The organism is Thermocoleostomius sinensis A174 (assembly GCF_026802175.1).
In the GTDB taxonomy this organism is placed as follows: Bacteria; Cyanobacteriota; Cyanobacteriia; order Elainellales; family Elainellaceae; genus Thermocoleostomius; species Thermocoleostomius sinensis.
The window spans coordinates 5538758-5562657 of the sequence record NZ_CP113797.1 but is presented as its reverse complement, the minus strand read 5'-3'; the positions used below and the strand labels follow the sequence as shown (position 1 = coordinate 5562657).

The 23900-nt window shown below is 48.9% G+C and carries 20 protein-coding genes; 12 read left to right on the top strand and 8 right to left on the bottom strand.

Going from position 1 to position 23900, the window contains the following annotated elements; all coding sequences use genetic code 11:
- Positions 1-96 precede the first annotated feature (96 nt).
- On the bottom strand, positions 97-1050 hold the full coding sequence (locus OXH18_RS24115) for a DNA-methyltransferase (protein ID WP_268610078.1): 954 nt from the start codon (positions 1048-1050) through the stop codon (positions 97-99).
- 566 nt (positions 1051-1616) lie between these two features.
- Here OXH18_RS24115 and aroF point away from each other — a divergent pair.
- A complete protein-coding gene (gene aroF / locus OXH18_RS24110) occupies positions 1617-2477 on the top strand; it encodes a 3-deoxy-7-phosphoheptulonate synthase (RefSeq protein WP_268610077.1) in 861 nt (286 codons plus the stop codon).
- Between the two features lie 9 nt (positions 2478-2486).
- Here aroF and argH read toward each other — a convergent pair whose 3' ends face one another.
- Positions 2487-3887 carry an argininosuccinate lyase gene (gene argH / locus OXH18_RS24105; RefSeq protein ID WP_268610076.1) on the bottom strand — a complete coding sequence of 467 codons (1401 nt, stop codon included), beginning with the start codon at positions 3885-3887 and terminating at the stop codon, positions 2487-2489.
- 136 nt (positions 3888-4023) lie between these two features.
- Positions 4024-4272, bottom strand: a complete 249-nt coding sequence (locus OXH18_RS24100; RefSeq protein ID WP_268610075.1) for a hypothetical protein — start codon at positions 4270-4272, stop codon at positions 4024-4026.
- A 182-nt stretch (positions 4273-4454) separates the two neighbouring features.
- Here OXH18_RS24100 and OXH18_RS24095 point away from each other — a divergent pair, with 182 nt between their 5' ends.
- Positions 4455-5120 (top strand): cytochrome b/b6 domain-containing protein, encoded by a 666-nt coding sequence (locus OXH18_RS24095; protein WP_268610073.1) that lies wholly within the window; start codon positions 4455-4457, stop codon positions 5118-5120.
- A gap of 8 nt (positions 5121-5128) precedes the next feature.
- Here OXH18_RS24095 and OXH18_RS24090 read toward each other — a convergent pair whose 3' ends face one another.
- The gene (locus tag OXH18_RS24090; RefSeq protein ID WP_268610072.1) at positions 5129-6568 is read right to left on the bottom strand and encodes a GAF domain-containing SpoIIE family protein phosphatase; all 1440 of its coding nucleotides are present in this window, start codon (positions 6566-6568) and stop codon (positions 5129-5131) included.
- Between the two features lie 506 nt (positions 6569-7074).
- Between OXH18_RS24090 and ribD the strand changes: the two genes are divergently transcribed.
- The 4 genes from ribD to OXH18_RS24070 all read left to right on the top strand — a co-directional run bounded on the left by ribD (position 7075) and on the right by OXH18_RS24070 (position 11705).
- Positions 7075-8172, top strand: a complete 1098-nt coding sequence (gene ribD / locus OXH18_RS24085) for a bifunctional diaminohydroxyphosphoribosylaminopyrimidine deaminase/5-amino-6-(5-phosphoribosylamino)uracil reductase RibD (protein ID WP_268610071.1) — start codon at positions 7075-7077, stop codon at positions 8170-8172.
- Positions 8173-8321: 149 nt separating this feature from the next.
- Positions 8322-9140 (top strand): ABC transporter permease, encoded by an 819-nt coding sequence (locus tag OXH18_RS24080; RefSeq protein ID WP_268610070.1) that lies wholly within the window; start codon positions 8322-8324, stop codon positions 9138-9140.
- 131 nt (positions 9141-9271) lie between these two features.
- On the top strand, positions 9272-10783 hold the full coding sequence (gene lysS, locus OXH18_RS24075; RefSeq protein ID WP_268610069.1) for a lysine--tRNA ligase: 1512 nt from the start codon (positions 9272-9274) through the stop codon (positions 10781-10783).
- A 316-nt stretch (positions 10784-11099) separates the two neighbouring features.
- Positions 11100-11705, top strand: coding sequence for a hypothetical protein (locus tag OXH18_RS24070; RefSeq protein ID WP_268610067.1), 606 nt, complete (start codon positions 11100-11102; stop codon positions 11703-11705).
- A gap of 128 nt (positions 11706-11833) precedes the next feature.
- On the opposite strand, the gene psbC is transcribed toward OXH18_RS24070, so the two are convergent.
- Both psbC and psbD read right to left on the bottom strand, forming a co-directional pair.
- Positions 11834-13219, bottom strand: a complete 1386-nt coding sequence (gene psbC, locus OXH18_RS24065; protein WP_268610065.1) for a photosystem II reaction center protein CP43 — start codon at positions 13217-13219, stop codon at positions 11834-11836.
- Positions 13203-14261, bottom strand: a complete 1059-nt coding sequence (gene psbD / locus OXH18_RS24060) for a photosystem II D2 protein (photosystem q(a) protein) (RefSeq protein ID WP_268610064.1) — start codon at positions 14259-14261, stop codon at positions 13203-13205. Before psbD ends, psbC begins: the two co-directional genes overlap by 17 nt.
- Before the next feature lie 418 nt (positions 14262-14679).
- Here psbD and OXH18_RS24055 point away from each other — a divergent pair, with 418 nt between their 5' ends.
- Complete coding sequence (locus tag OXH18_RS24055) at positions 14680-15261, top strand: photosystem I assembly protein Ycf4 (RefSeq protein WP_268610062.1); 582 nt, start codon at positions 14680-14682, stop codon at positions 15259-15261.
- On the opposite strand, the gene OXH18_RS24050 is transcribed toward OXH18_RS24055, so the two are convergent.
- Positions 15210-16310: a polysaccharide pyruvyl transferase family protein gene (locus OXH18_RS24050; RefSeq protein ID WP_268610061.1), complete on the bottom strand. Its 1101-nt coding sequence runs from the start codon at positions 16308-16310 to the stop codon at positions 15210-15212. The genes OXH18_RS24055 and OXH18_RS24050 overlap by 52 nt on opposite strands.
- A 241-nt stretch (positions 16311-16551) precedes the next feature.
- Between OXH18_RS24050 and OXH18_RS24045 the strand changes: the two genes are divergently transcribed.
- From OXH18_RS24045 to OXH18_RS24025, 5 genes are all read left to right on the top strand, one after another.
- The gene (locus tag OXH18_RS24045) at positions 16552-17298 is read left to right on the top strand and encodes a peptidylprolyl isomerase (RefSeq protein WP_290428428.1); all 747 of its coding nucleotides are present in this window, start codon (positions 16552-16554) and stop codon (positions 17296-17298) included.
- Between the two features lie 293 nt (positions 17299-17591).
- The gene (locus OXH18_RS24040; protein ID WP_268610059.1) at positions 17592-19436 is read left to right on the top strand and encodes an NAD(P)H-quinone oxidoreductase subunit F; all 1845 of its coding nucleotides are present in this window, start codon (positions 17592-17594) and stop codon (positions 19434-19436) included.
- An 89-nt stretch (positions 19437-19525) separates the two neighbouring features.
- Positions 19526-21037, top strand: coding sequence for an NADH-quinone oxidoreductase subunit M (locus tag OXH18_RS24035; protein WP_268610057.1), 1512 nt, complete (start codon positions 19526-19528; stop codon positions 21035-21037).
- Between the two features lie 49 nt (positions 21038-21086).
- Entirely contained in the window at positions 21087-22397 is a 1311-nt protein-coding gene (locus OXH18_RS24030) for a CO2 hydration protein (RefSeq protein WP_268610056.1), read from the top strand.
- A 76-nt stretch (positions 22398-22473) separates the two neighbouring features.
- Positions 22474-22875 carry a fasciclin domain-containing protein gene (locus OXH18_RS24025; protein WP_268610055.1) on the top strand — a complete coding sequence of 134 codons (402 nt, stop codon included), beginning with the start codon at positions 22474-22476 and terminating at the stop codon, positions 22873-22875.
- A 27-nt stretch (positions 22876-22902) separates the two neighbouring features.
- Here OXH18_RS24025 and OXH18_RS24020 read toward each other — a convergent pair whose 3' ends face one another.
- Positions 22903-23772, bottom strand: a complete 870-nt coding sequence (locus tag OXH18_RS24020) for an aldose epimerase family protein (RefSeq protein ID WP_268610054.1) — start codon at positions 23770-23772, stop codon at positions 22903-22905.
- Positions 23773-23900 lie beyond the last annotated feature (128 nt).

Below are 23900 nucleotides of genomic sequence, written 5' to 3'. Positions count from 1 at the left end.
AAAAGCACTAAGAACAGTAGAAACTAAATTTAAGAGACTAATTTAATAGCCTAGATCGTTTTTGGAGTTTAGTTTTTGGAGATTCGATCGGGGAGATTACGAGGATCGCCCTACCGACGTATTGCGCTCCCAAAACACCCCCTCCGCTAAACCTTGAATCGTGGTATCGACCTCTGCCAGTTCCAAACGTCGCTCTGCCAACAGGCAATACTCTTCATTCAAATCAATGCCTAGGTAAGCTCGATTGAGTTTCTTCGCTACCACCGACGATGTGCCGCTGCCTTGAAATGGATCGAAGACCATATCCCCCACCTTGGTGCTAGCCAAAATCAGCTTAGCGATGAGCTTCTCGCTTTTCTGGGTCGGGTGATTAGTATTTTCGGGCATTGACCAAAACGGCACAGTGATGTCCGTCCACAGATTCGAGGGATATGTTTCTCGAAACTTACCCTGCTGGGTGATTTGCCAATCTTTAGGTGTACCGTCCTGCTGGCGATAGGGTGCAATTACACGGCGGCGCAACTTCACAGCATCAGCGTTAAAGGTATACGTGTTGGATACAGTGCAAAACCAAATATCCTCACTAGCATTTTTCCAGTTAGCTTTAGCTCCTCGCCCTTTCTCACGTTCCCACGTGATGCGATTGCGGACAATGAAATGAGAAGACGCCACCTCGAAGATAGACGCAGAAGTCAACCATTCACCGCAAATATAAACGGAAGCCGTGGATTTGAGCAGTGGTTTAAAGGCTACGATTGCCCGATCGAGCCACCTCGTGTAGTCTGCCACCGTGCGCTTAGAGAATCGATAGCCATTGAAATCTTTGTTGAGATTGTAGGGCGGATCTAAAATCAGCAAATCCACAGTATGACATGGTAGGTGGGAAGCCAACGCGATCGAATCTCCGTGGATTGTGCCGATCGGCAGTGCGGTCAACTCTATTGGGATATCACGAATTAAACGTGGCCGCAAGCGCAAGCGGTCTTCCGGTGTCAGATCTAGGGTGCGATTCATCGGCGCACGAATTTTTTTCGGATGCGATTCACTCACAATTTGCTCACAATCAATCGTCGCTTAGCTGAGGTGAAGCTATTAATTTTGCTGATGCCTTGTACCCCGATCGGGTACTTGACTAATCTTCTCCGACTTTGCTACCTTGGCAATAAATCAGCAAATTTTAGCAAGAACTCGCAACCATATGTGTCAATCTGCATCCTACTTTTACTTTTGGTTTATGGAGGTTCACCTGAGGTGAGTTCAATCTCGCATGAAACCTCAAGGTGAACCGCAGAATGAACACTGCGGTTTTTGTATTTTTAAGACTGTCGTTATCCCCCCTACTAAGTATAGGAATCCGATTGTGTTGCATCATTCTCCCAGCTTTTTTTACGGCTTTTACTTTTTTTGGCTCAGCCTAAGCTCTGGGTAAATGGTGCTGCAACCGCATTCACAAAACCCGGAGCCAGAAACGGTTCCGGGTTTTTAGTTTGAAACGCTAAAAGCTGAAAGATGAAAAGAGAGTAGATGGATTTTTCTCCTCTACCTTCCTCATTCTCCCAGTTCCTAATTCCCTACTCCCTACCTCTACTCCCCAACCTCAACCAAGGAGACTTCTCATGCAAAAGGCGAAACTCGCGCTCAAAGCTAATTCCGAACATAAAACCGTGATTCAGCTATCCGATCGCGTTTCGATCGGTGGTCCGGATTTGTTGATTGTCGGTGGCCCCTGCTCGGTGGAAAATCAAATGCAAATGGAAATCATCGCCAATCGGCTAGCGGCGGCTCCTGTGCAAGCCCTCCGGGGAGGTGTGTATAAGCCCCGCACATCCCCATATGATTTCCAAGGATTGGGCGTAGAAGGGTTACAAATTCTGGCGTCCATGCGCGATCGCTACGGATTGCCTGTGATTACCGAAGTCATGGCCATTTCACAGATCGAGGAGATCGCGGCTCATGCCGATGTGCTGCAAGTGGGTAGCCGTAATATGCAAAACTTTGATCTGCTGAAAGCCTTGGGGCAAGTGAACAAACCTGTCCTGTTAAAACGAGGACTGGCTGCCACGATCGAGGAACTGGTGATGGCCGCCGAATATATCCTCAGCCACGGCAATTCCCAGGTGATTTTATGCGAACGAGGAATTCGCAGCTTCGATAGCTACACCCGCAATGTGTTGGACTTGGGAGCCGTGGTCGCGCTGAGGCAAATTACCCATCTGCCGATCGTCGTCGATCCCAGTCATGCCACCGGTAAACGAGAATTAGTTGCCGATTTGGCCAGAGCCGCCGTCGCCTGCGGAGCCGATGGCATCATGGTGGAATGTCATCCAGAGCCGGAAAAGTCGATCTCAGATGCCCGTCAGACAATTTCTCTAGAAGACATGGTAAGTTTAGTGCGCAGTCTAGAACCGATCGCCGCCGCCGTTGGTCGATCCATACCTGTAGGAGCCGGGATTGTCCCCCGGCTTTCTTGTGTGTAGAGATCGGTCTTAGCTTTCGTTTAGACGCTGCTTTGCCGCAGCTAGCGCTTGTTTGATCTGTTCAAAGCCCGTACCACCATAGCTGTTACGGGCTGACACCACCTGACGTGGGGCGATCGCCTCGTAGATATCGGCGGCAAAGGCAGGGTGCAGCGCTTGCCACTCATCCAGGGTTAAATCCTTCAACAACTTTCCAGCAGACAACGAGGTTTTCACCACTTTCCCCACCAAGTTGTAGGCTTCGCGAAAGGGAACCCCTTTAGCTGCCAAATAATCGGCGACATCGGTAGCATTGGAAAAATCTTCGGCAACAGCTTCGTTTAGTCGAGTCGTGCGAAACTCTAGCCCTTCCTGCATCAAAATCGTCATGGCTTCTAAACAGGCTCGTACCGTCTTGACGCTATCAAATAGGGCTTCTTTGTCCTCCTGCAAATCTTTGTTGTAGGCGAGGGGCAGTCCTTTCATCAGCACCAGCAGGGCTTGCAGATGCCCAAACACTCGTCCCGTTTTGCCGCGCACTAGTTCCGGCACATCCGGGTTTTTCTTTTGCGGCATGATGCTGGAACCCGTAGAGCAACTGTCTTTCAGCGTCACAAAGCTAAATTCTTCCGAAGCCCACAAAATCACTTCTTCAGCCAGCCGCGACAGATGCACCATAATCAAGCTAGCCGCGCAGAGAAATTCGATCGCAAAATCTCGATCGCTGACTCCGTCCAAACTATTGGCATAGGGTTTATCGAAGTTCAGCAACTGTGCCGAATAGTGGCGATCGATGGGAAACGTCGTACCCGCTAACGCTCCGCAGCCTAAAGGCGAAATATTTACCCGTTTATACACATCCCCCAACCGCTCCCAGTCCCGTTGGGTCATCTCCACATAGGCTAACAGATGGTGTGCCAAGCTCAACGGCTGGGCCCGTTGTAAGTGGGTATAGCCCGGAATCAGGGTTTCGATGTTTTGCTCTGCCAACGTCAGCATTACAGTTTGGAAGTCGCGTAGCTGCTGGCGAATGTGCGTAATTTGGTCACGCAAATACAGCCGCGTGTCGGTTCCCACTTGGTCGTTGCGCGATCGAGCCGTGTGCAGTTTTTTGCCAATATCTCCAACTAATTCCGTCAGCCGCCGCTCTACCGCAAAATGTACATCCTCAGCCTCAACACCCGGATTGAACTCGCCTCGCCGATATTCTTGCCGAATTTGTTCTAATCCTTCAATCAGTTTTTCTCCTTCTTCTACTGAAAGAATGCCTGTATGGGCCAGCATGTTGGCATGGGCTTGGGAACCCGTCAGGTCGTATTCAATTAGTTCAATGTCAAACCCAATGCTGGCATTAAAGCGGGCGATCGCTGGATGCAGCGCCGATTCAAACCGTTGGCTCCAAGTTTGAGGTTGTGAAGATGTATTGACCATGGCGCAATCGTGTTTTGAGAGTTGAACGTCAGAAGTGTAAGTTCTGAATTTTAAGGAAGCAGCCGCTGGGAGTCGGTTGTCGTACCGACACAGAATGCAGCCTTCGCTTTACTTCCCTACTCTCTCACGTTGTTGCCTAACCGTAGCTAGTTAGGCTACGGAATAGATACCCTACTGCTGTGCCAATCAGTAATGCCCAAATCTGTCCAGATTGGATGAAGTAATTGAAAAAACCGCGCACGGGCTTAAACACGTCGGTGTCAAACTGAGCGAATACGCTGTGGACGATCGTGCCATGCCAGAGTAAACCCTGCTGCATCAAATCGCATCCACCCAAATCACTTGACCAGAGCCATGGATGCTGAAATAACTCAAATGTTGCCATTTCAAGAAGATCCTGTTTAGAAAAGCTGGCGGTTTTCAACGAGCCGCTAGTGTGACAGGATTCCCAAAAATAAATTAAATAATGCAAGTTTCACCAACTTCTTACAAGTCAGAGCATTATGGAATTGATCCGGGGAGGTCACCCTCCTGATTTCCTTTAGCTTCACAATCGGGCTTTTTCTGATGCCGCAGTCTAGTCCTTATCAACCAGTTCTGCTACGAATATTGCACAGTGCTGCTGCGATTCTCATCGTTCTAGCACTCATCACCGGCTTTTGGGTGTATAACACCTATGACAAACGCTGGGGTGGACTTGCCTTGCCGACGCTAGGTGATATTCAGGGAATTCATGGCACGATTGCCCTCACATTTCTGTTGCTCTTTCCGTTTTTTGCACTCTACAGTTTTCGGCTTGGCGATCGGCGATTGGTGCAACAGTCGTTCGGACAGTTAAACCAGCTTGGCAAACCCATATGGTGGGTGACAATGCACCGCGTTGCCAATACGCTAATGCTGCTTGCCGCTACATTTTCCGTGGTGACAGGTCGCATGATGAAAGAAGAATGGCTGCCTGCGGGTGAAGTCAACCGCTCCTGGTATTTGGCACATTTGGTAGCTTGGGCCGTGCTGTTTCTTAGTCTTGCTCTACATATATTGCTAGGCGTCAAAGTGGGCGGAGTGCCGCTAATAGCCTCAATGTTTAATTGGAGCAGACGGGAAGATGATACTCCGCGCACTTGGTTGCAAGGCTTCAAAACTCGTCATTCTAGTTCCATTCTTAGAATTATCGAGGCGATCGTGATCGGCGGAATTCTGTTGGCCTTTATTCTGCCCGTTTTTAATTTATAAGCCCATTTCTAAGCCCCGGTATCAACCGAGCCATCTGGCTTTACCTGCATCACAATCAAGGTCATATCATCCTCGTTGTGGCGATCGGCCCCAATGAACTGCTGCACTTGGTCAAACAGGTAATCTAGAATGGCTTGCGGACCGTCACAGGTACGACAAGCAAGTCGGAAGTGACGCTCCAGATTTTCTTCATTGAACCGATCGCCACTTTGATTCGCAGCATCTGTAAAGCCATCGGTGTAATACATGACCGTATCACCCGGATGAAGCTGCACTTTGGCTTCGTGATATTTGCTGTCCATATCCAGTCCAATCAGCATTCCCAAGGTGTCTAGGCGCTTGATGGTTCCAGTAGCAGCTTGCCATAGCAGCGGCGGATTATGAGCAGCGTTGCTATAAGACAGAATGCGGGTTTTAGCGTTGTATTCCGAATAAAATAGCGTCACAAAGCGGTTGGAATTTTCCAAATCGGCATACATAACGTGATTAAGATGCTGCAAAATTCGGGCTGGTGAGTGAGCATTCAGCACTTCTGCCCGCAACATGCCGCGCAGCATAGTCATGATCAAGCCAGCGGGAACCCCCTTCCCCATGACATCTCCAATGGCTACACTCCAGCGATCGGATTCGGGACGGGTTGCCTTTTTGCGAAATTGATCGTAATTAGCCGGAATGAAGTCATAGTAGTCTCCACCGACGCGATTAGCGGTCTTACAGCGGGCGGCAAGCTCCATGCCATCTACCTTAGGACATTGACGTGGCAGTAGTTGCAGTTGAATTTCGGCTCCAATTTCTAGCTCACGATCGAGGCGCTCTTTCTTGCGCAGTTCTACGGTTAGTTCATCGTTTTCGATTGCAACAGCCGTTTGGTCGGCTACTAACCGAATCAGCTTTTGGCGGGTTTCAGTCCAGCTATAGTCTGGATCACGACTGAACACATAGAGTCGTCCGCGCTCAACATTTTTGGTGAGAATCGCCGTACCAAACAACTGCACGGATGCCCCCAGTAGGTGATTGACCTGATGGTCGAGCGCTGCTGTGCGATTAGCAAGGGTGACAAGCTTACCCCCATACGTCGATTTGCCCACAGTTAACTGCCGAGCGGCGTTCTCGATCGCCATGCGAATATCCTGACACTGGTTGTCTTGGCAGTGCAACCGCTCTAGCCGCATTTGCCCGTTGGGCTTGAATAAAACAAGTGCCCCCCCATCTGCATCCGTCACCCGGCTGGCAATGAGCGGTGTCAGTTCCAAAAACTGATTGAGGTTCTTGAAGCTGCGCAGCGCAAACCCCAATGAACTCAGCAAATCTTGAATTTTGTTTTGCTCACGGTGGAGCCGTGAGACCAATTCCTTCAGCGCAAAAACGGGGGTAATGTCTGGTGGACTACTACCACCAGTCATGTCTGAGGATTGAGATGGCTGTCTAGGGGCGGGCACAGCAGTCATTAGGGCAGTTGGCAGAACATTAGGTTGAATTAGCAAGCAAGGATAACAGCAGATCTGAAGAAGTGAGTGTGAGCCAACACATTGGTTAGAAATTTAAAGGTGTGATACAGGTGTGATAAGTAAGATGTCGGCATTTGGGTTAAATTCTAACGAATGGCTGGACGATCGCCATATCAAATTCTGAAACCAGTTTTTGTAAACAGCTAATGCCTCACACAAGGCGATTCAAGTTGGGCACCTAAGTGTAGAGAAGAGGGAAAGGAGGTGGGATTTTCCAACTGATTTTCTCTAGATTCTCAAACATTTTGAATTGATTCTTCATTCTTTATCCTCGATCCTCTCCCTTTGTTCTTCATCCTTCCGAAAGAAGCTTCCTTAAGATACCCGCCAAATTGCATGGTGCAACAAAGTTTTCTCAAAAAGCATAAAGTTTTGCTGCAAGGATAATGAAGTTCTGTCTAATTGAATACTCGCTGTCCAAGAGTTTCATTTCAGTTTCCTACGCTATGACACAGCCTAATCTTGTGACTTCCTTCGATCGACAAATGATGCAGCGCTGCTTGACCTTGGCGCGCCAAGCACTGGGAAAAACGGCACCCAATCCATTAGTCGGAGCCGTCGTTGTGCAAGCCGGAGAGATTGTGGGCGAGGGGTTTCACCCTCAAGCTGGACAACCCCACGCCGAGGTGTTCGCCCTTCGTGCAGCAGGCGATCGAGCGCAAGGAGCCACAATGTACGTCAATTTAGAACCATGCAGCCATTATGGGCGCACTCCTCCTTGTGCAGATGCCCTAATCGCCGCTGGAGTCTCCAAGGTTGTAGTGGGTATGGTCGATCCCAACCCTAAGGTAGCAGGAAGCGGCATTGCCCGCCTGCAAGCCGCAGGAGTTGAGGTAATCGTCGGGGTTGAAGAAGCTGACTGCCAGCTTCTTAATGAAGCGTTTGTCCACCGAATTCTGCATCAGCGTCCGTTTGGCATTTTTAAATATGCGATGACCTTAGATGGCAAAATTGCGGCAACCACCGGGCACAGCGCTTGGGTGACAAGTCCGCCTGCCCGATCGCTGGTGCATCAACTGCGATCGAGTTGTGATGCGGTTATTGTTGGCGGCAATACCGTCCGACGCGATGACCCTCTGCTGACAAGCCACGGATTGGGACATGACCCACTACGAGTTGTGATGAGTCGCACCTTAAATTTACCGCTCGAGGCCCAGCTTTGGCAGACTCAGGAGGTTGCCACCGTGGTTTTTACCCAACCTTTGGTGAACCCAACGATGCAACACCACTTGCAAAAACAAGGCGTCGAAGTCATTGAGTTGTCCACTCTAACGCCTGCCGCTGTTATGAGCGATTTATACGATCGGGGCTTGATGTCGGTGCTGTGGGAATGCGGTGGAACATTGGCAGCCCAGGCCATTCTAGAGAACGCTGTTCAGAAAATTCTGGCGTTTGTAGCACCCAAAATTATTGGAGGCGTAACTGCTCCTTCCCCAATTGGTGATTTAGGACTCACTGAAATGACGAATGCCTTGACGCTAGACCGGGTGACATGGCAATCGATCGGTATGGATTTGCTGATAGAAGGGTACTTAAAGCGCTAAAGGCTCAAAGTTAAAGGCTACAAAGAACTTAATCCGGTAATGGGTTTGGGGGATATTGTGGAGACTTTGACCTTTAGGCTTTTGAACTGGCCTGAGAAGTGCCACAATAGGGAAAAGGAAAAATTTCTTAATGATTTAGATGGTGTCCTGTGGCTTCTCAGTCTTCACTTCAGGTAGGGCAGTCGTATAGAGGCGCTCTGTTGCGCGGTATTTTCGCAGATAGCTTGACCGTTTTTTGGGGAGATTGGTTAGATTTGCGCGTTCGCCTTCCCCAAGTGGTGGCCTCGGGGTTGGTTTCGCCCTTGATTTATATCCTGGGATTTGGGTTAGGACTGGGCAGTGCTATGCAAATTCAACCGCCGATCGGCAATAGTTACCTCGAATTTATCCTGCCAGGGATGGTAGCACTGTCATCCATGACCATTGGTTTTGGCGGTACCACTTTTTCCATTTGCGGCGAGCGGCTTTATTCCAAAACGTTTGAAGAAATCTTGCTGCTGCCCGTTCATCCCCTTTCCCTGTTTCTCGGCAAAATGTTGGCGGGCGTAGTGCGGGGGTTAATGACCTCTGGGTCAGTGTTATTGATCGCGGTGCTGTTCACGCGCAATTTTGCGTTTCTGCATCCTCTGTTTCTGCTGCTGCTGGTGCTTAACTGTGCCGTCTTCTCAGGGTTAGGTGTGATTGTTGGGTTAAATGTCAAATCTTTAGAAGGGGTAGGGTTGCTCAACAACTTTTTAATTGTGCCTATGTCCTTCCTAGGCGCTACGTTTTTTGATCCAGCCACCTTGCCCATCGCTCTCAAAGCGATCGTCTATTTGCTGCCGTTGACCTATACTAGCATTGGCTTACGGGCGATCGTGTTTCAATCCCTTTCTGAATTTCCCTGGTATAGCATCCCGATTTTGTTGATCATCGCGGTTGTTTTATCAGCGATTGGTGCGTACCAGTTTGCCCATCAGCAAGACTAGAGCAAGGCTAATAGAGCAAGGCTAACGACTGAAGATTGTTGACCCTCTATTCTTCGGTTGCGGATCTCTAGGTTCTGATTCCATGGTTTATCCTTTATCTTTCAATCTTTTAGACGTTATCCTTTCCACTCATGTCCTCTGACGATCTCCGTGCTACGCGACTTGAAAAAGCCAATCAACTGCGACAGCTTGGTTTCAACCCTTATGCCTATCGCTGGGATGTGACACACCATGCAGCTGATCTCCAAGCCAAATATGCAGACTTGCCCAACGGTGAAGAGGTCGAGATCGAGGTATCGATCGCTGGGCGCATTATGGCGCGGCGGGTGTTCGGTAAGCTGGCGTTCTTCACGCTACAAGACGAAACGGGGGCGATTCAGCTTTATCTCGACAAAAAGACCGTGCAAGCGGGGATGGCGGATGTCGATGCGGAAGCGTTTGAGCATCTGAAGCAATTGACGGATGTGGGGGATATTTTGGGAGCTAAAGGCTCGATTCGCCGTACGGAAAAGGGTGAACTGTCTGTGAATGTGCGATCGTATGCCGTCCTCACTAAATCATTGTTGCCGTTGCCGGATAAGTGGCACGGGCTGACTGATGTGGAGAAGCGTTATCGTCAGCGCTACGTGGATTTGATTGTTAATCCTGAAGTTCGTGAAACCTTTCGGCGACGGGCGTTGATTATGGCAGCCATCCGTCGCTATTTGGATCAGCGTGGCTTTATTGAAATTGAAACTCCGGTACTACAAGCAGAAGCAGGCGGTGCAGAGGCCCGTCCGTTCATTACCTATCACAATGCCTTGGAGATGAATCTGTATCTGCGTATTGCTACTGAACTTCATCTAAAGCGTTTGGTAGTCGGTGGGTTTGAGCGAGTGTATGAAATGGGACGGATTTTCCGCAATGAAGGCATCTCTACGCGGCACAATCCGGAATTCACCTCGATCGAGGTTTATCAAGCCTACGGCGATTACCATGACATGATGGAGTTAACCGAGGCGCTGATTGTCACCCCGGCTCAAGAAGTGCTGGGAACGCTGCAAATTAGTTACCAAGGACAGGAGATTGATCTCACTCCCCCATGGCGACGGGTGACAATGCATGAGTTAGTGCTGGAACGCACTGGGTTAGATTTTACTCAGTTCAAAACCCTAGAGGAGGCGCAGCAGGCGGCGGCGGCAGCGGGAATTACCGAGGTAAAAAGTTGTGAATCGATCGGTAAGCTTTTGAATGAAGCCTTTGAGCAAACGGTGGAACAGACCTTGATCCAGCCCACTTTTGTGATGGACTACCCGATCGAAATCTCACCCCTTTCTAAGCCCCATCGCAGTAAGCCCGGTCTGGTGGAGCGATTCGAGCTATTTATCGTAGGACGGGAAACCGCTAATGGCTTTTCAGAGTTGACCGATCCGATTGATCAACGCGAGCGATTTGAGGCACAGGCGGCTCGTAAAGCGGCGGGTGATTTGGAAGCACCAGGTGTTGATGAAGATTTTCTGACGGCTTTGGAATATGGGCTACCGCCTACGGTAGGGATGGGGATGGGAATCGATCGCTTGGTAATGCTGCTGTGCGATTGTGCCAGTATTCGAGATGCGATCGCTTTTCCGCTGCTGAAGCCCGAAATCACCCATGATTCATGAGCCATAATCCATAAGAGGACACTTGTCTCTCCCTGACTGAGTGCTAGTTCATGCAATGACTACCAGAACGGGAACGATTCGTATCTATAGCGAATCTAAATGAATAAGCTGCTACTTGGTTGCTTTTAATTCCTTTAAAGATCACAGCCACTACTTTAACTTTGAGATACGTTACAACAGAAAACGGTGAGGGTTCGACTAACCGACCAATGGTTCTGTTCTCAAAGCCTAGATCAAGTTACTGTGCAGCAGAATCTCTCTTAATCTGCGGAACTTGAATGCTTCACCAACTTGTTTTGAACGACTAACCATGCCCATGAATCACGCCGTGCGTCTCATTTCTCTTTTGCTCCTATCGAGTTTGATTCTGGCTGCCTGTAGCAAAACAAACTTGACCAATACGATTCAGCCTCCAGCGACTGTAACCCCTCCCAATGCTGCCCCCCCCACGGTGAAAGCCTCTGCGTCTCCTCCACCGTCAACTGAATTGACGCAAACCTACGAAGAACCGCAAGGTTCTTTTACCATCTCGTTTCCTCAGGGGTATCAATTCGAGCAATCTGATAAGGGTGTTATTTTTCGATCGGAAGATGAAGCCTTTCGCGGAGAAGTTGTGTTTGGCTCGGCTCAAGGTGGCAAATATACCAGCGACCAGCTTGAATCGTTCCTTAAAGAAGCCTATCGAACCAACTTAAAATTGACGGAAGTAGAATGGCAGAAAACGGAAACCCAACCTGATGGCAGTTTGCGGATTGATTGGGTAGGTAAAGATCCGCAGGGTAATGTGCTAGATGCTGAAAGCTTTATTGAACAACGGGGTGATACAATTTATATCCTGACGCTCTCTGGTATCAACAAACCTTATCTCGATTATTTGACTGATGCTCAAGCGATCGTCAACAGCTACCGTGTTCGCGAGTAAGTCAAGCGTAGGTATAAGTCACAAATAAATCACAAAATCCCTTAGCTAAACAAAAAGGCTCCTGGTGGACAGGAGCCTTTGAATTAAAAGCGTTTGACTAAATCATGACTGAATTGGTTTGATCAAGCTTAGTCGATATCTGGCATGGACAATACTGGTTCATTCTCGCGATCGATCCCTTTCTCAAAACCAGCCGCCGCTGCCCGGGCACGACCTGCATGCCATAAATGACCAACCAGAAAGAAAAAGGCAAGAACAAAGTGGGAAGTCGCCAACCAAGCGCGAGGAGAGACAAAGTTCACTGAGTTAATCTCAGTAGCCACACCACCTACCGAGTTCAACGAACCCAAAGGTGCATGAGTCATATACTCAGCCGCACGACGAGCTTGCCACGGTTGAATGTCATTCTTAATCTTGTCTAGATCTAAGCCATTTGGCCCGCGCAATGGCTCTAACCAGGGCCCTTGGAAGTCCCAGAAGCGCATGGTTTCACCACCGAAGATGATTTCACCCGTCGGAGAGCGCATCAAATATTTACCCAGACCTGTTGGACCTTGGGCCGAGCCAACATTTGCACCTAAGCGCTGGTCACGAATCAAGAAGGTTAGTGCTTGCGCTTGAGACGCTTCAGCCGCTGTCGGTCCATAGAACTCGCTGGGATAAGCAGTGTTGTTATACCATACCATGGTGGAAGCAATGAATCCCATCAGCGACAATGCACCCAAGCTGTAGGAGAGGTACGCTTCACCCGACCAGATAAAGGCACGACGTACCCAACCAAAGGGTTTTGTCAGAATATGCCAAACACCACCAGCAATACAAATGAAGCCAACCCAGATGTGACCACCAATGATGTCTTCCATATTGTTGACACTGATGATCCAACCCTCGCCACCAAACGGTGCTTTCAGCAGATAACCGAAGATAGTCACAGGGTTCAGCGTGGGATTCGTAATTACTCGCACGTCCCCACCACCTGGCGCCCAAGTGTCATATACACCGCCAAAGAACATGGCTTTGAAAACCAACAGGAATGCGCCTACCCCCAACAGGATCAGGTGATATCCGATGATGTTGGTCATTTGATTTTTATCTTTCCAATCATAGCCAAAGAACGCAGAATACTCTTCTAACGTTTCAGGGCCACGAATAGCGTGATAAATACCGCCAAAACCGAGAACGGCTGAAGAAATTAGGTGAAGTACGCCCACCACAAAATAGGGGAACGTATCAATTACTTCACCACCAGGGCCGACGCCCCAGCCTAGCGTTGCCAGATGAGGCAGCAGGATCAATCCTTGCTCATACATGGGCTTCTCAGGGATGAAGTGAGCCACCTCAAACAAGGTCATGGCTCCAGCCCAGAAAACAATCAGACCAGCGTGGGCAACATGGGCACCCAAAAGCTTACCAGATAGATTGATTAAGCGAGCATTACCGGACCACCAAGCGAATCCAGATGATTCCTGGTCGCGGTTGCTCATCATGATTGGACTATTAGAGAGCGTTACCACGGGGCAATACCTCTTCAGGGAATACAAAGTTTTCGTGGGGTTGGTCTTGAGGAGCCATCCAAGCACGGATGCCCTCGTTCAACAAGATGTTCTTGGTGTAGAACGTCTCAAACTCCGGGTCTTCTGCCGCTCGAATCTCCTGCGACACAAAGTCATACGCCCGCAGGTTCAACCCAAGTCCGACCACACCGACCGCACTCATCCACAAGCCCGTTACCGGCACGAACAACATGAAAAAGTGCAACCACCGCTTGTTCGAGAAGGCAATCCCGAATATCTGTGACCAGAAGCGGTTCGCTGTCACCATCGAGTAGGTCTCTTCCGCTTGGGTCGGCTCGAAGGCGCGGAAGGTGTTGGCACCCTCGCCGTCCTCAAACAGCGTGTTCTCCACGGTCGCACCATGAATCGCACACAACAGCGCACCGCCCAACACTCCGGCAACTCCCATCATGTGGAACGGATTCAGCGTCCAGTTGTGGAACCCTTGGAAAAACAGCAGAAACCGGAATATCGCCGCTACCCCAAAGCTGGGGGCAAAAAACCAACTCGACTGTCCCAGCGGGTACATCAGAAACACACTGACAAACACCGCAATCGGCGCCGAAAAGGCGATGGCGTTGTACGGGCGGATGCCCACCAAGCGAGCGATCTCAAACTGCCGCAGCATGAAGCCAATCAGTCCGAACGCACCGTGCAGGGCGACAAACGTCCACAACCCGCCCAGTTGGCACCAGCGGGTGAAGTCCCACTGGGCTTCAGGTCCCCACAGAAACAGCAGGGAGTGTCCGAGTGCGTTGGGGGGCGTTGACACTGCCACGGTCAGAAAGTTGCAGCCCTCCAGGTAGCTCGAGGCGATGCCGTGGGTGTACCAGGAGGTGACGAAGGTGGTGCCAGTCAGCCAGCCGCCCAGAGCCAGGTAGGCGCACGGGAACAGCAAAAGTCCCGACCAGCCGACGAAGACGAATCGGTCGCGCTTGAGCCAGTCGTCGAGGACGTCGAACCATCCTCGCTCTGCTTGCGCTCGTCCCATTGCTATGGTCATTTCATAACCTCTTAATATGACATGACATCCTCTTGAATCAACCACCTGCTCTCAGAGCCTAAGAACATTCTGTTGAGAGGATGAAACGATCGTTGAATGTTACGTTAGTCAATATGGAATCAAACTATGGTGTTGGTTCCATATCTCCTCTACTCAAGCGTGTAGCTGGCCGTTGCTCCAGCTTGCTGAGAGAGGATTTAACGTTTCTATATGATAGGTATATCTGAGAAATTTTACAATCTGATACGTCCCATTCTCAGAAAGCAATTTTAGATGACATTGTTTTAGGATCTTGGCAGATTTAGGATCGCGCTTTTTTCGCTAAGGCGCTGTCGTTGTTAGCTCTCGATGAACTTTGTTAGGCTCTTTGACGTTTGCATAGCATTCCACTTCAGTAATCTTCAATTTAGGCAACTCTATGGCAGCACCCACAACATCCAATCCTTCTAAACATGAGAATCATTTGATTCTACGGCGATCGATTCTAGGAGCGCGGCGATTCAGCAACTATTTCTGGGCTGTAATCTCGACCATTGGAGGAGTCGGCTTTCTACTGTCTGGGCTTTCTAGCTATTTCAAAGTTAATCTGCTGCCGTTTTCAGATCCGGTTCAGCTTGTGTTTATTCCACAAGGCATTGCCATGACGTTCTATGGCATTGCAGGAACACTGCTGGCGCTTTATTTGTGGTTAATTATTCTATGGGATGTGGGCGGTGGCTATAACGAATTCAATAAGGAACAGGGAACTGCCACGATCTTTCGTCAAGGATTTCCTGGCAAAAATCGCCGAATTGAGTTGGTTTACCCACTAGACGATGTTCAAGCAATCAAGGCAGACATCAAAGAAGGATTGAATCCCCGTCGAGCTTTGTATCTACGCGTTAAAGGCAAAGGCGATTTGCCCCTGACGCGAGTTGGTCAACCCTTGCCGCTGTCTGAATTAGAAAATCAGGGAGCCGAACTCGCTCGATTTTTGGGTGTGCCTCTAGAAGGGCTATAGGTAAAAAGCTTGTGCAGATTAAGCCGAGCCGTTTGCGACTCGTTAGTAATAAAAGCGGTTGGGCGCTGATAGTGATTGACCAAGGCCTCAATGCGATCGAGCAACAGCGGTTCCATCAGGTCGGCAATCCGCAAACTAGGTATCATGCCGCTTTTCATCACATAATGACCAATTTTGGAGTGATGACTGCCAATGCCAAGATTGGGAACCCCCAGCAGATCGGCAGTAACCAGGGAATGCAACCGATTACTGATGCAACAATCCATCTGGCTAAGAATCGTGAGAAAGTCTGCTGGCTGCTGCCATTCGTGAATTTGGCAATGGCTGATAGGTAGATACTTTTGCAAAAGTTGGTGAAATTGGTTGTCATTGCGCTCGGCACCCATGTGTCCTGGCAGCAAATGAATGGTGGTTTGATAAGCGTCAATCAAAGCATTCAAGTATCTGGCATAGAATTCTGCCCGTCCCTCGCCCCACCAAAATTTGCCGCAAAAGGCAACATGCTTAAGCCGATCGCTCTTGACCAATGGAGACTTAATAAAGTTCTCATACAACGACACATCTAGAAAAGCTAGGTCTCCTCCCAGGCAAATCTGATGGGCACTCGATAACTGCTGAGTGGCAACGTTGTAAGAGTGACGATCGCGCAAATAGAGCAAACTCGAGCGCTCAAACAAACGAGCTACCGCTGTACTACCAGACTCTGTTCCTTCTAACCCAATCCCCAGAAAACAAAATTGTTTCCGCAGTATTGTTGCCAAGGTTTGCAGCCGCAGCAAACTAGTCGGCTTACTAGAAATATTTAATGTGCCACCTCCCCAGGCAATGCAGTCTGTTTTAAGAAGTATTTCAATTTTCTTAAACTTTGATAGCGTTTCTGATGGCAAATAGTGAACTTTAGAACTGATTGGTGGGTAATAGGCTTCTTGACAAAACACAAAGATGGACTCGACATTCTCTTGCTGCGCTAGATGATGAGTTAATTGCTGCACAAACAAGTCATCCCCAATATTGCGTTTGCCATAGTAACCAATCAGAAGAATATTCATTGGGGTTAGGAATGTTGCTAGAACGGGCACTTGCAAGAGGCACAGCCTTAGATTGCCCATTTCTTTGCTAGAAGTAACGCACTCCCAGCCTACTGCTGCTTACACACCATTAATATCCGTTGTTCAGAGATAGACAAAAAAGATTTACAAAAAAATTGCGGTGCGTCAGCAAAGGAGCGCATCAGGATTCGTTAGTCTTGTAGCTTGGGCAACCAAAACATCATGGAAATGAACAACGGATATGAAAGTACGAACGAAACTTTACAGCAGTCTGATGGCTTTGTTTCTTGTGGGAACACTGATTTTGGGTGGATGCACCGCCAGTCGAGATACGGCTAATTCAGCAAGCCCAGATGTGGCTCAAGCGTCAACCGCAGATTCAGCTTTCAGAAATCTGCCGCGTTTAGAGGGAGAAGCGATCGTTGAGCTAGTAGTGAAGGGCAGTCCCATTCGCATTCTAGTAAACGGTGTTGATGCGCCCATCACAGCCGGAAACTTTGTGGATCTGGTCAATCGAGGGGTCTACAATGGGCTATCTTTTCACCGAGTGGTACGCGATCCTCAGCCTTTTGTAGTACAGGGCGGTGATCCGCAAAGTCAAGATCCGAATGTTCCCATTAATCAATTAGGCACTGGAAGCTTCATTGATCCAGCCACCGGACAACCCCGCTACATTCCCTTGGAAATTCAACCCACTGAGGCTGAACAGCCCATTTATAGCCAAACCTTCGAAACAGCAGGCATCAGTACTGCTCCTAAGTTGCGGCATACACGCGGAGCCGTTGCGATGGCTCGATCGAACGTTCCCGATTCTGCCTCGTCCCAGTTCTACATTGCGTTAGCCGATCTCAATTTTCTCGACGGCAGCTATGCGGTGTTTGGCTATGTCACCGAGGGCATGAATGTGGTGGATCAAATCCAGCCGGGCGATCGAATTGATACAGCGCGGGTAATTTCTGGCTTGAATAACCTTAAATCAGAGAGCTAACAAACATGAAAAAAATGAGAACCGATTGGCAACCAACCCTAGATAGAGCTTAAAAATGCTCCGCTCGATCGTAGCTGAATGACCAAACTAGAATAAGCTGTAGATAAGGCTTTGACCACCTACAGCTTTTTCTTATAGATCTTTTTCAAAAGAGTAATCTCTAAATTAGTTTGCAGAGAACAATCTTTAAGTTATGCTGAAAAGCATAGAATTTAGTCTATTTTCAATTTTCAAAGCATAGATAAAATATTATCTGTGCGAGCTAACCCTGCGCTGTTCCGAGGATTAGTTGCATGACTCAGTTTCTTCTGCAATCGGCTTGGTTCATTCCGTTCTACCCGATCGTGGGCATGGTGTTGTCTATTTTGTGGTTTCCTTCAATCACTCGACGCACAGGACCCCGCCCCGCTGGATATGTCAATGCCATTACAACGTTTCTGGCATTTGGTCATGGACTGCTCGCGTTGATTGATACGTTCGGACAACCACCACAGTATTTTGAATTCCCCTGGCTTCAGGTAGCTGGTTTGAATTTGGCAATTCCGGTTGAACTGTCGTCCCTGACCTTGGGAGCGATCGTGCTGATTACTGGGCTAAATTTCTTGGCTCAAATCTATGCCGTTGGCTATCTAGAAATGGATTGGGCCTGGGCCCGATTCTTTAGCCTGCTGGCCCTATTTGAAGCGGGGATGTGTGCCTTAGTGCTCTCGGATTCGCTGTTTTTCAGCTACATGGTTCTAGAAATTCTTACCCTTGGAACCTACTTGCTAATTGGTGTTTGGTTTAACCAATCCTTGGTAGTAACGGGTGCACGCGATGCTTTCTTAACCAAGCGGGTAGGGGACTTGTTCTTGCTGATGGGAGTTTTGGCCATTTACCCGTTAGCTGGAACTTGGAACTATCACGACTTGGCGCTGTGGAGCCAGACCGCTGTAGTTGATCCGAAGGTGGCTACCTTAGTGGGATTTGCCCTGATTGCTGGGCCAATGGGTAAATGTGCTCAGTTTCCGCTACATCTGTGGCTTGATGAAGCCATGGAAGGGCCCTTCCCCAGCACAATTCTGAGAAATTCAGTCGTTGTCACTACGGGAGCCTGGGTACTAGTAAAACTGGCTCCAGTCCTGGCTTTATCGCCAGTAGTATTGAATGCCACAATCGCAATCGGAGCCGTCACCGCCATTGGCGGAACCCTAATTGCGATTGCCCAAATTGACATCAAGCGATCGCTTTCCTATTTGGTCAGCGCTTACATGGGAATTGTGTTTATTGCGGTCGGTGCTCAGCAAACAGAAGCGGCGCTGCTGATAGTTTTAACCTATGCATTGGCAATGGCTACCTTGGTGGCAAGCACTGGATCGATTGTCCTCAACTGCATCAGTCAGGATTTAACTCAACTAGGAGGACTTTGGAGTCGCCGACCTATCACTGGATTGTCATTTATTGCAGGTGCGCTGGGTCTTGCGGCCCTTCCACCCCTAGGAAGCTTCTGGGCGATGCTGAAGCTGGTCGATGGATTGTGGAACGATCGCCCCTGGCTAGTAGGTTTGATCTTGCTAATCAACGGATTAGCGGCTTTCAGTGTCACCCGCACCTTTAGCCTTGTGTTTGCTGGCAAGGCTCAACCCATGAGCGAACGGGCCCCTGAAAACATTTGGTCTGTGACGTTACCGATGACGATTTTGGCAGGGTTTACACTGCATGTGCCCATGATCTTGCAAAGTTTTTCCCTCCTGCCTGCGTGGGCTGACCTCAATAAGGATCTCGCCTTATTGCTAACTTGGTCCAGTATATTTGGGTTCAGCCTTGGAGCCATTCTCTATATGGGGAATGTTGTGTCCAAGCCAATTCGCCTTCCCTGGAAGCCGCTGCAAGACCTGTTTGCTTACGATTTCTACACACCCACCCTATACCGCTCTAGTATTGTAGGCAGTGTAGACATCGTGTCGCGAGTAACGGACTGGTTCGATCGCTATCTAGTAGATGGCTTCGTTAACTTGGTGGGCTTGTCCTCGATGCTCAGCGGAGCGGCCCTAAAGTATGCCAACTCTGGGCAGAGCCAATTTTACGTATTGACGATCGCCGTCGGTACAGTCGCGCTGGTGATCCTTATGAGTTGGTCATTCCTGGGACACCTATAGCCACTGCTTGATCATTTCTTCTCAGCTAATTGATCGCTTGCTTTTCCTGCTTCTTTCTTCATCCGTCCTCTGTTCTCCCTATCCTTGCTATGCTCAGTCTTCTCATCTGGCTACCCATTGTGAGCGCTGCGATTGTTGGCTTCCTGCCTATCCACCTATCTGCCTATCAGATTCGGGCAGGGGCGACATGGCTTGCTGGTGGCGTCTTATTGTGGACAATCTGGTTGCTCACTCAATTTGATATTCACAATTCCGCCCTTCAGTTTCAAGAATACGTCCCTTGGCTAGAAGCACTGGGACTCCACTATGAATTGGGGGTGGATGGACTGTCGTTGGTAATGCTGGCTTTAAACAGCTTACTAACCTGGATTGCTATCTTCAGCAGTACTGCCACGATCGAGCGTCCCCGGTTGTTTTACTCGCTGATTCTGCTAGTCAGTGGTGGCGTGGCAGGTGCATTCTTGGCTCAAAATCTGCTCTTGTTCTTCTTGTTCTATGAGCTAGAGTTAGTTCCTTTCTACTTGCTAATTGCCATTTGGGGCGGTGAAAAACGCGAGTATGCAGCCATCAAGTTTCTGATCTATACAGCCCTTTCAGGTGTGTTAATTTTGGCCGGGTTCCTGGGCTTAGTTTGGCTAGGAGAAGCACCTGACTTCAGCTACCAATCTGTGTTAGGACAGACGTTACCGCTGGGCTTGCAAATCACGCTGCTGGGTGTACTGCTGGTCGGATTTGGAATTAAAATGCCGCTGGTTCCATTTCATACCTGGTTGCCGGACACCTACGTAGCAGCGTCAACTCCCGTGGTCATTTTGCTAGGCGGCATCTTGGCAAAATTGGGTGCGTATGGCATTTTTCGATTTGGCTTACAGCTATTTCCCGAAGCATGGTCGGTGCTGTCGCCATTTTTGGCTACGTGGGGGAGTGTTAGCATTCTGTATGGGGCAATTGCAGCGATCGCTCAGAAAGACATCAAGCGCATGGTTGCCTATAGCTCCGTGGGGCACATGGGCTATATTTTGCTAGGGGCTGCTGCCTTAACGCCGCTGGCACTAGTGGGATCTGTTTCCCAGATGTTGGCGCACGGATTGATTCTGGCAATTCTGTTTCACCTCGTTGGTGTAATTGAAGCGAAAGTGGGTAGCCGCGAGTTGGATGTATTGAATGGGCTACTCAACCCGATTCGAGGACTGCCATTTGTCAGTGCGCTGTTGATTCTAGGAGCAATGGCCAGCGCGGGCATTCCTGGGTTAGCAGGATTTGTAGCAGAGTTTCTAATCTTCCAGGGCAGCTATTCTGTGTTTCCCGTACAAACCCTCCTCGCTGTGTTGGGCACTGGAATGACCGCTGTCTATTTTGTGATTCTGCTTAACCGTACTTGTTTCGGCAAACTCGATAACGCGACGGCTTACTATCCCCAAGTGTCTCTACTTGAGAAAGTTCCAGCCCTAGTTTTAGCGATTCTGATTCTGTTTTTAGGGATTCAGCCCACTTGGTTAGTACGTTGGACTGAAACCACTACAACCGCATTTGTCGCGGCTGCACCCTCAAATCGAACCGAATCGATCGCCATTGCGCCCCTAACGCTTCCCACCCCCTAAACCCAACCCCCGAACCTCCAATTCCTAACCCCCAATCTCAACCGTGACTATGACTGCAACAACAATCGCCCAATCTACGACAAGTATCCCTCCTTCCAATCATGAATTTGCGGACATCATCCATCGCCTAGAAGCAGGTGGCTCGATGTTGCCAGATACACCAGAAAATCTGATGCAAATTATCGGCATCTACAAAGCCTATGCAGTGCCGATGGATTTTTACTGGCGCGATCTGCTCTACATTGCCGAGCAAGTGTTTTTGAATCCGCTGCCGTTCTTCAAATACTTTATTTCTGAGGAATATCTACAGCGACATAATCACTATGCAGGCGATGATGCCGATCTACGCATTTGGCGCGGTGAAGCAACTGCCCATCCAGAACTCTTAGAGTTCATGGCTAAAGGCGAGGTCAAGAAAAAGCTGCCGAAGCTGTTACACCACTGGTGGCACGATCGCATCAATATGGAGTTTGCCGAAGAATGTATGCGGGCTATGCTTTGGCACCGCCATATGTATGCGCCAGTGAATCAGTTTGATGCGTATCTAGATTCAGAAGAATACAAACAAAATGCCGATCGAGCGATTCGCGCCTATTTCAAAAAGAACCCATTGATGCTGGGGCTGTACAAGCTGTTTCCAGATATGTTTTTGGAACAAGTGCGGCAATTGTCTTATTACTCTAATTTGGGACTGTTCTGGGAAGTGATGGCTCCTGTCTTCTTTGAGATGAGTGATATCTACGATGAAGGTGGGTTCAAGGGCGTTCCTGATGCTATGAATTTTCTGGTGAATGGTATTTTTGCGATCGCCGGACGCCCCATTTATCATCATGTTTATATTGATGGAGAATGCTATGAAATCATTCCCAAATCTAAAGGTTTTACCTGGTTGTACGAGGCTGCATTACCGTATGTAGAAGCAGTGTTTTACCGTACCTCGCCGTTCCGGGGAACGAAATCTTACAATGCCCAAGCGAATGAAGTGCCAGCCGACCAAAAGGATTTTCATTATGGCATTTTATACGCTGATGTATTTCCAGTCGGCAGCGCTGGAATTCCGCCTACCTTACTGATGCAAGACATGCTGCATTTCTTGCCGCCTTACCTAGTGGATTATTATAAACAGCATTGTCGTGGTGAGGATGACATGCTGATCCAGTTGGGAATTACCTTTCAGCGATCGATGTATAACGTCACCTCTGCGGTCATTCAAGCCTTACGAACAGCGTTGTTGTATCCACTAGATGATCCTAATCCCGATCACCTCATGTCCAATCGCAAATTCTTTGAAGCACAGATGGATCGATTCCTGCGCCCAGAAGCGCGACTCCGCGCAATTCAAAGCCAAGACTATCGGTGACGATCGAACTCAATAACTCTGTCAGGTGGGCACTGCCCACCCTACAATCTCTTTGTCCCTTATTTGTTACCCCCCTATGCCTGATATTGTTGATATTGCAGTCAGTGCTGGTTCATTTGAAACCTTGGTCGCTGCCGTCAAAGCGGCTGGATTGGTTGAAACGTTGAAGAGTCCGGGCCCGTTCACGGTATTTGCACCAAACGATGAGGCATTTGCCAAACTTCCACCTGGAACCGTGCAAACCTTGGTACAGAATCCACCACAGCTTGCCCGAATTTTGAAATACCACGTAGTACCGGGCAAGCTAAAACAACAGGATTTGGCAGATCAAACCGTATTAACCTCAGCGGAAGGCTCAACGATTCCTGTGAAATTGGCAAAGGGCTTTGAGGTGAAGAATGCAACGGTAATTGCTGCTGATATTGAAGCCGACAACGGTGTGATTCATGTCATTGATAATGTGATTCTCATGGGCTAGATAGACCCTAGAACTATTTAGGAACTACTAAAGAAACGCCACCGAGAAGCCAACTAAGGTATTAAGGCTAGCTCCAGGTTCTAGTTGGATTAGGGCTTCACCCGTATTAAGGGCATTGCGAGGGGCTGTCCATGGCTCCAAGCAATAGTAATCTTTACCCTTCACAGTCCAAAACACTAGCGTCGAGTAGACCAGATCATAATCGATCGTCAGCCGCGACTTGCGGTTGGGGTCGGTCACAACAGCAAATTGCCTCGACACGTCTCGAAAGGCAATATCAATTTCGTCCACGTCAAAATCAAAGCTGCCTGTGTACGAGTGCGTTGTTTTATTAATTTGATCTTGGTATTTCGTGGCGGGGATATCAAAGCTCAGTTGCGTTTTATCGAACACCGAAAAGTAGGGATGCAGCCCTGTTGAAAAGGGCATTGGTTTTGAAGAACGGTTAGTATATGTCTGGTGAATTTCTAGAGAATTATTTTGCAACCGATAGGTGAATTGCAGATGGAAATCAAACGGATACACTGCACGAGTTCGATCGTCACTCTCTAGCACCAACGTAATCGCCACCCCCTCCTGCGTTTCTTGATCCACCACTTGCCACGGCAAATCACGCGCAAACCCATGCTGTTTCAGTGTATACGTTTGCCCATTGTGCGTATAAGCATTATCAGGTAAGTTTCCACAGATTGGAAAAAGAATAGGAATACCACCGCGAACCGACATGGACGGATTGGCGAACCGTTCCGCATCTAGGTAGAGTAAATCTTGTCCCTGTACTTGCCATCGCGTGATGATGCCACCTCGCTCTGGTACAACTTCCAAACGCGATTGAGCCGTCGCATCTGTGAGAACGTAGGTTGTATATTGTTGATGTTCTTGGGCGATTGCAAACACGAATAACCTCCTGGGAAGAAAAGGGTGTAGCCTGCCTTATCTGCTATAGAAGGCTAAGCGATCGATAACTAGCTGTCATCGTCATTTAGCCTTAGTTTTTAGTTTTACTGTAGCCTATAGCTTTTCCC

Coding starts and splice junctions, on each gene's coding strand:
- aroF (WP_268610077.1), top strand. CDS start 1,617: ATGCAAAAGGCGAAACTCGCGCTCAAAGCTAATTCCGAACATAAAACC.
- argH (WP_268610076.1), bottom strand. CDS start 3,887: ATGGTCAATACATCTTCACAACCTCAAACTTGGAGCCAACGGTTTGAA.
- OXH18_RS24100 (WP_268610075.1), bottom strand. CDS start 4,272: ATGGCAACATTTGAGTTATTTCAGCATCCATGGCTCTGGTCAAGTGAT.
- OXH18_RS24095 (WP_268610073.1), top strand. CDS start 4,455: ATGCCGCAGTCTAGTCCTTATCAACCAGTTCTGCTACGAATATTGCAC.
- OXH18_RS24090 (WP_268610072.1), bottom strand. CDS start 6,568: ATGACTGCTGTGCCCGCCCCTAGACAGCCATCTCAATCCTCAGACATG.
- ribD (WP_268610071.1), top strand. CDS start 7,075: ATGACACAGCCTAATCTTGTGACTTCCTTCGATCGACAAATGATGCAG.
- lysS (WP_268610069.1), top strand. CDS start 9,272: ATGTCCTCTGACGATCTCCGTGCTACGCGACTTGAAAAAGCCAATCAA.
- OXH18_RS24070 (WP_268610067.1), top strand. CDS start 11,100: ATGAATCACGCCGTGCGTCTCATTTCTCTTTTGCTCCTATCGAGTTTG.
- psbD (WP_268610064.1), bottom strand. CDS start 14,261: ATGACCATAGCAATGGGACGAGCGCAAGCAGAGCGAGGATGGTTCGAC.
- OXH18_RS24055 (WP_268610062.1), top strand. CDS start 14,680: ATGGCAGCACCCACAACATCCAATCCTTCTAAACATGAGAATCATTTG.
- OXH18_RS24050 (WP_268610061.1), bottom strand. CDS start 16,310: ATGAATATTCTTCTGATTGGTTACTATGGCAAACGCAATATTGGGGAT.
- OXH18_RS24045 (WP_290428428.1), top strand. CDS start 16,552: ATGAAAGTACGAACGAAACTTTACAGCAGTCTGATGGCTTTGTTTCTT.
- OXH18_RS24040 (WP_268610059.1), top strand. CDS start 17,592: ATGACTCAGTTTCTTCTGCAATCGGCTTGGTTCATTCCGTTCTACCCG.
- OXH18_RS24035 (WP_268610057.1), top strand. CDS start 19,526: ATGCTCAGTCTTCTCATCTGGCTACCCATTGTGAGCGCTGCGATTGTT.
- OXH18_RS24030 (WP_268610056.1), top strand. CDS start 21,087: ATGACTGCAACAACAATCGCCCAATCTACGACAAGTATCCCTCCTTCC.
- OXH18_RS24025 (WP_268610055.1), top strand. CDS start 22,474: ATGCCTGATATTGTTGATATTGCAGTCAGTGCTGGTTCATTTGAAACC.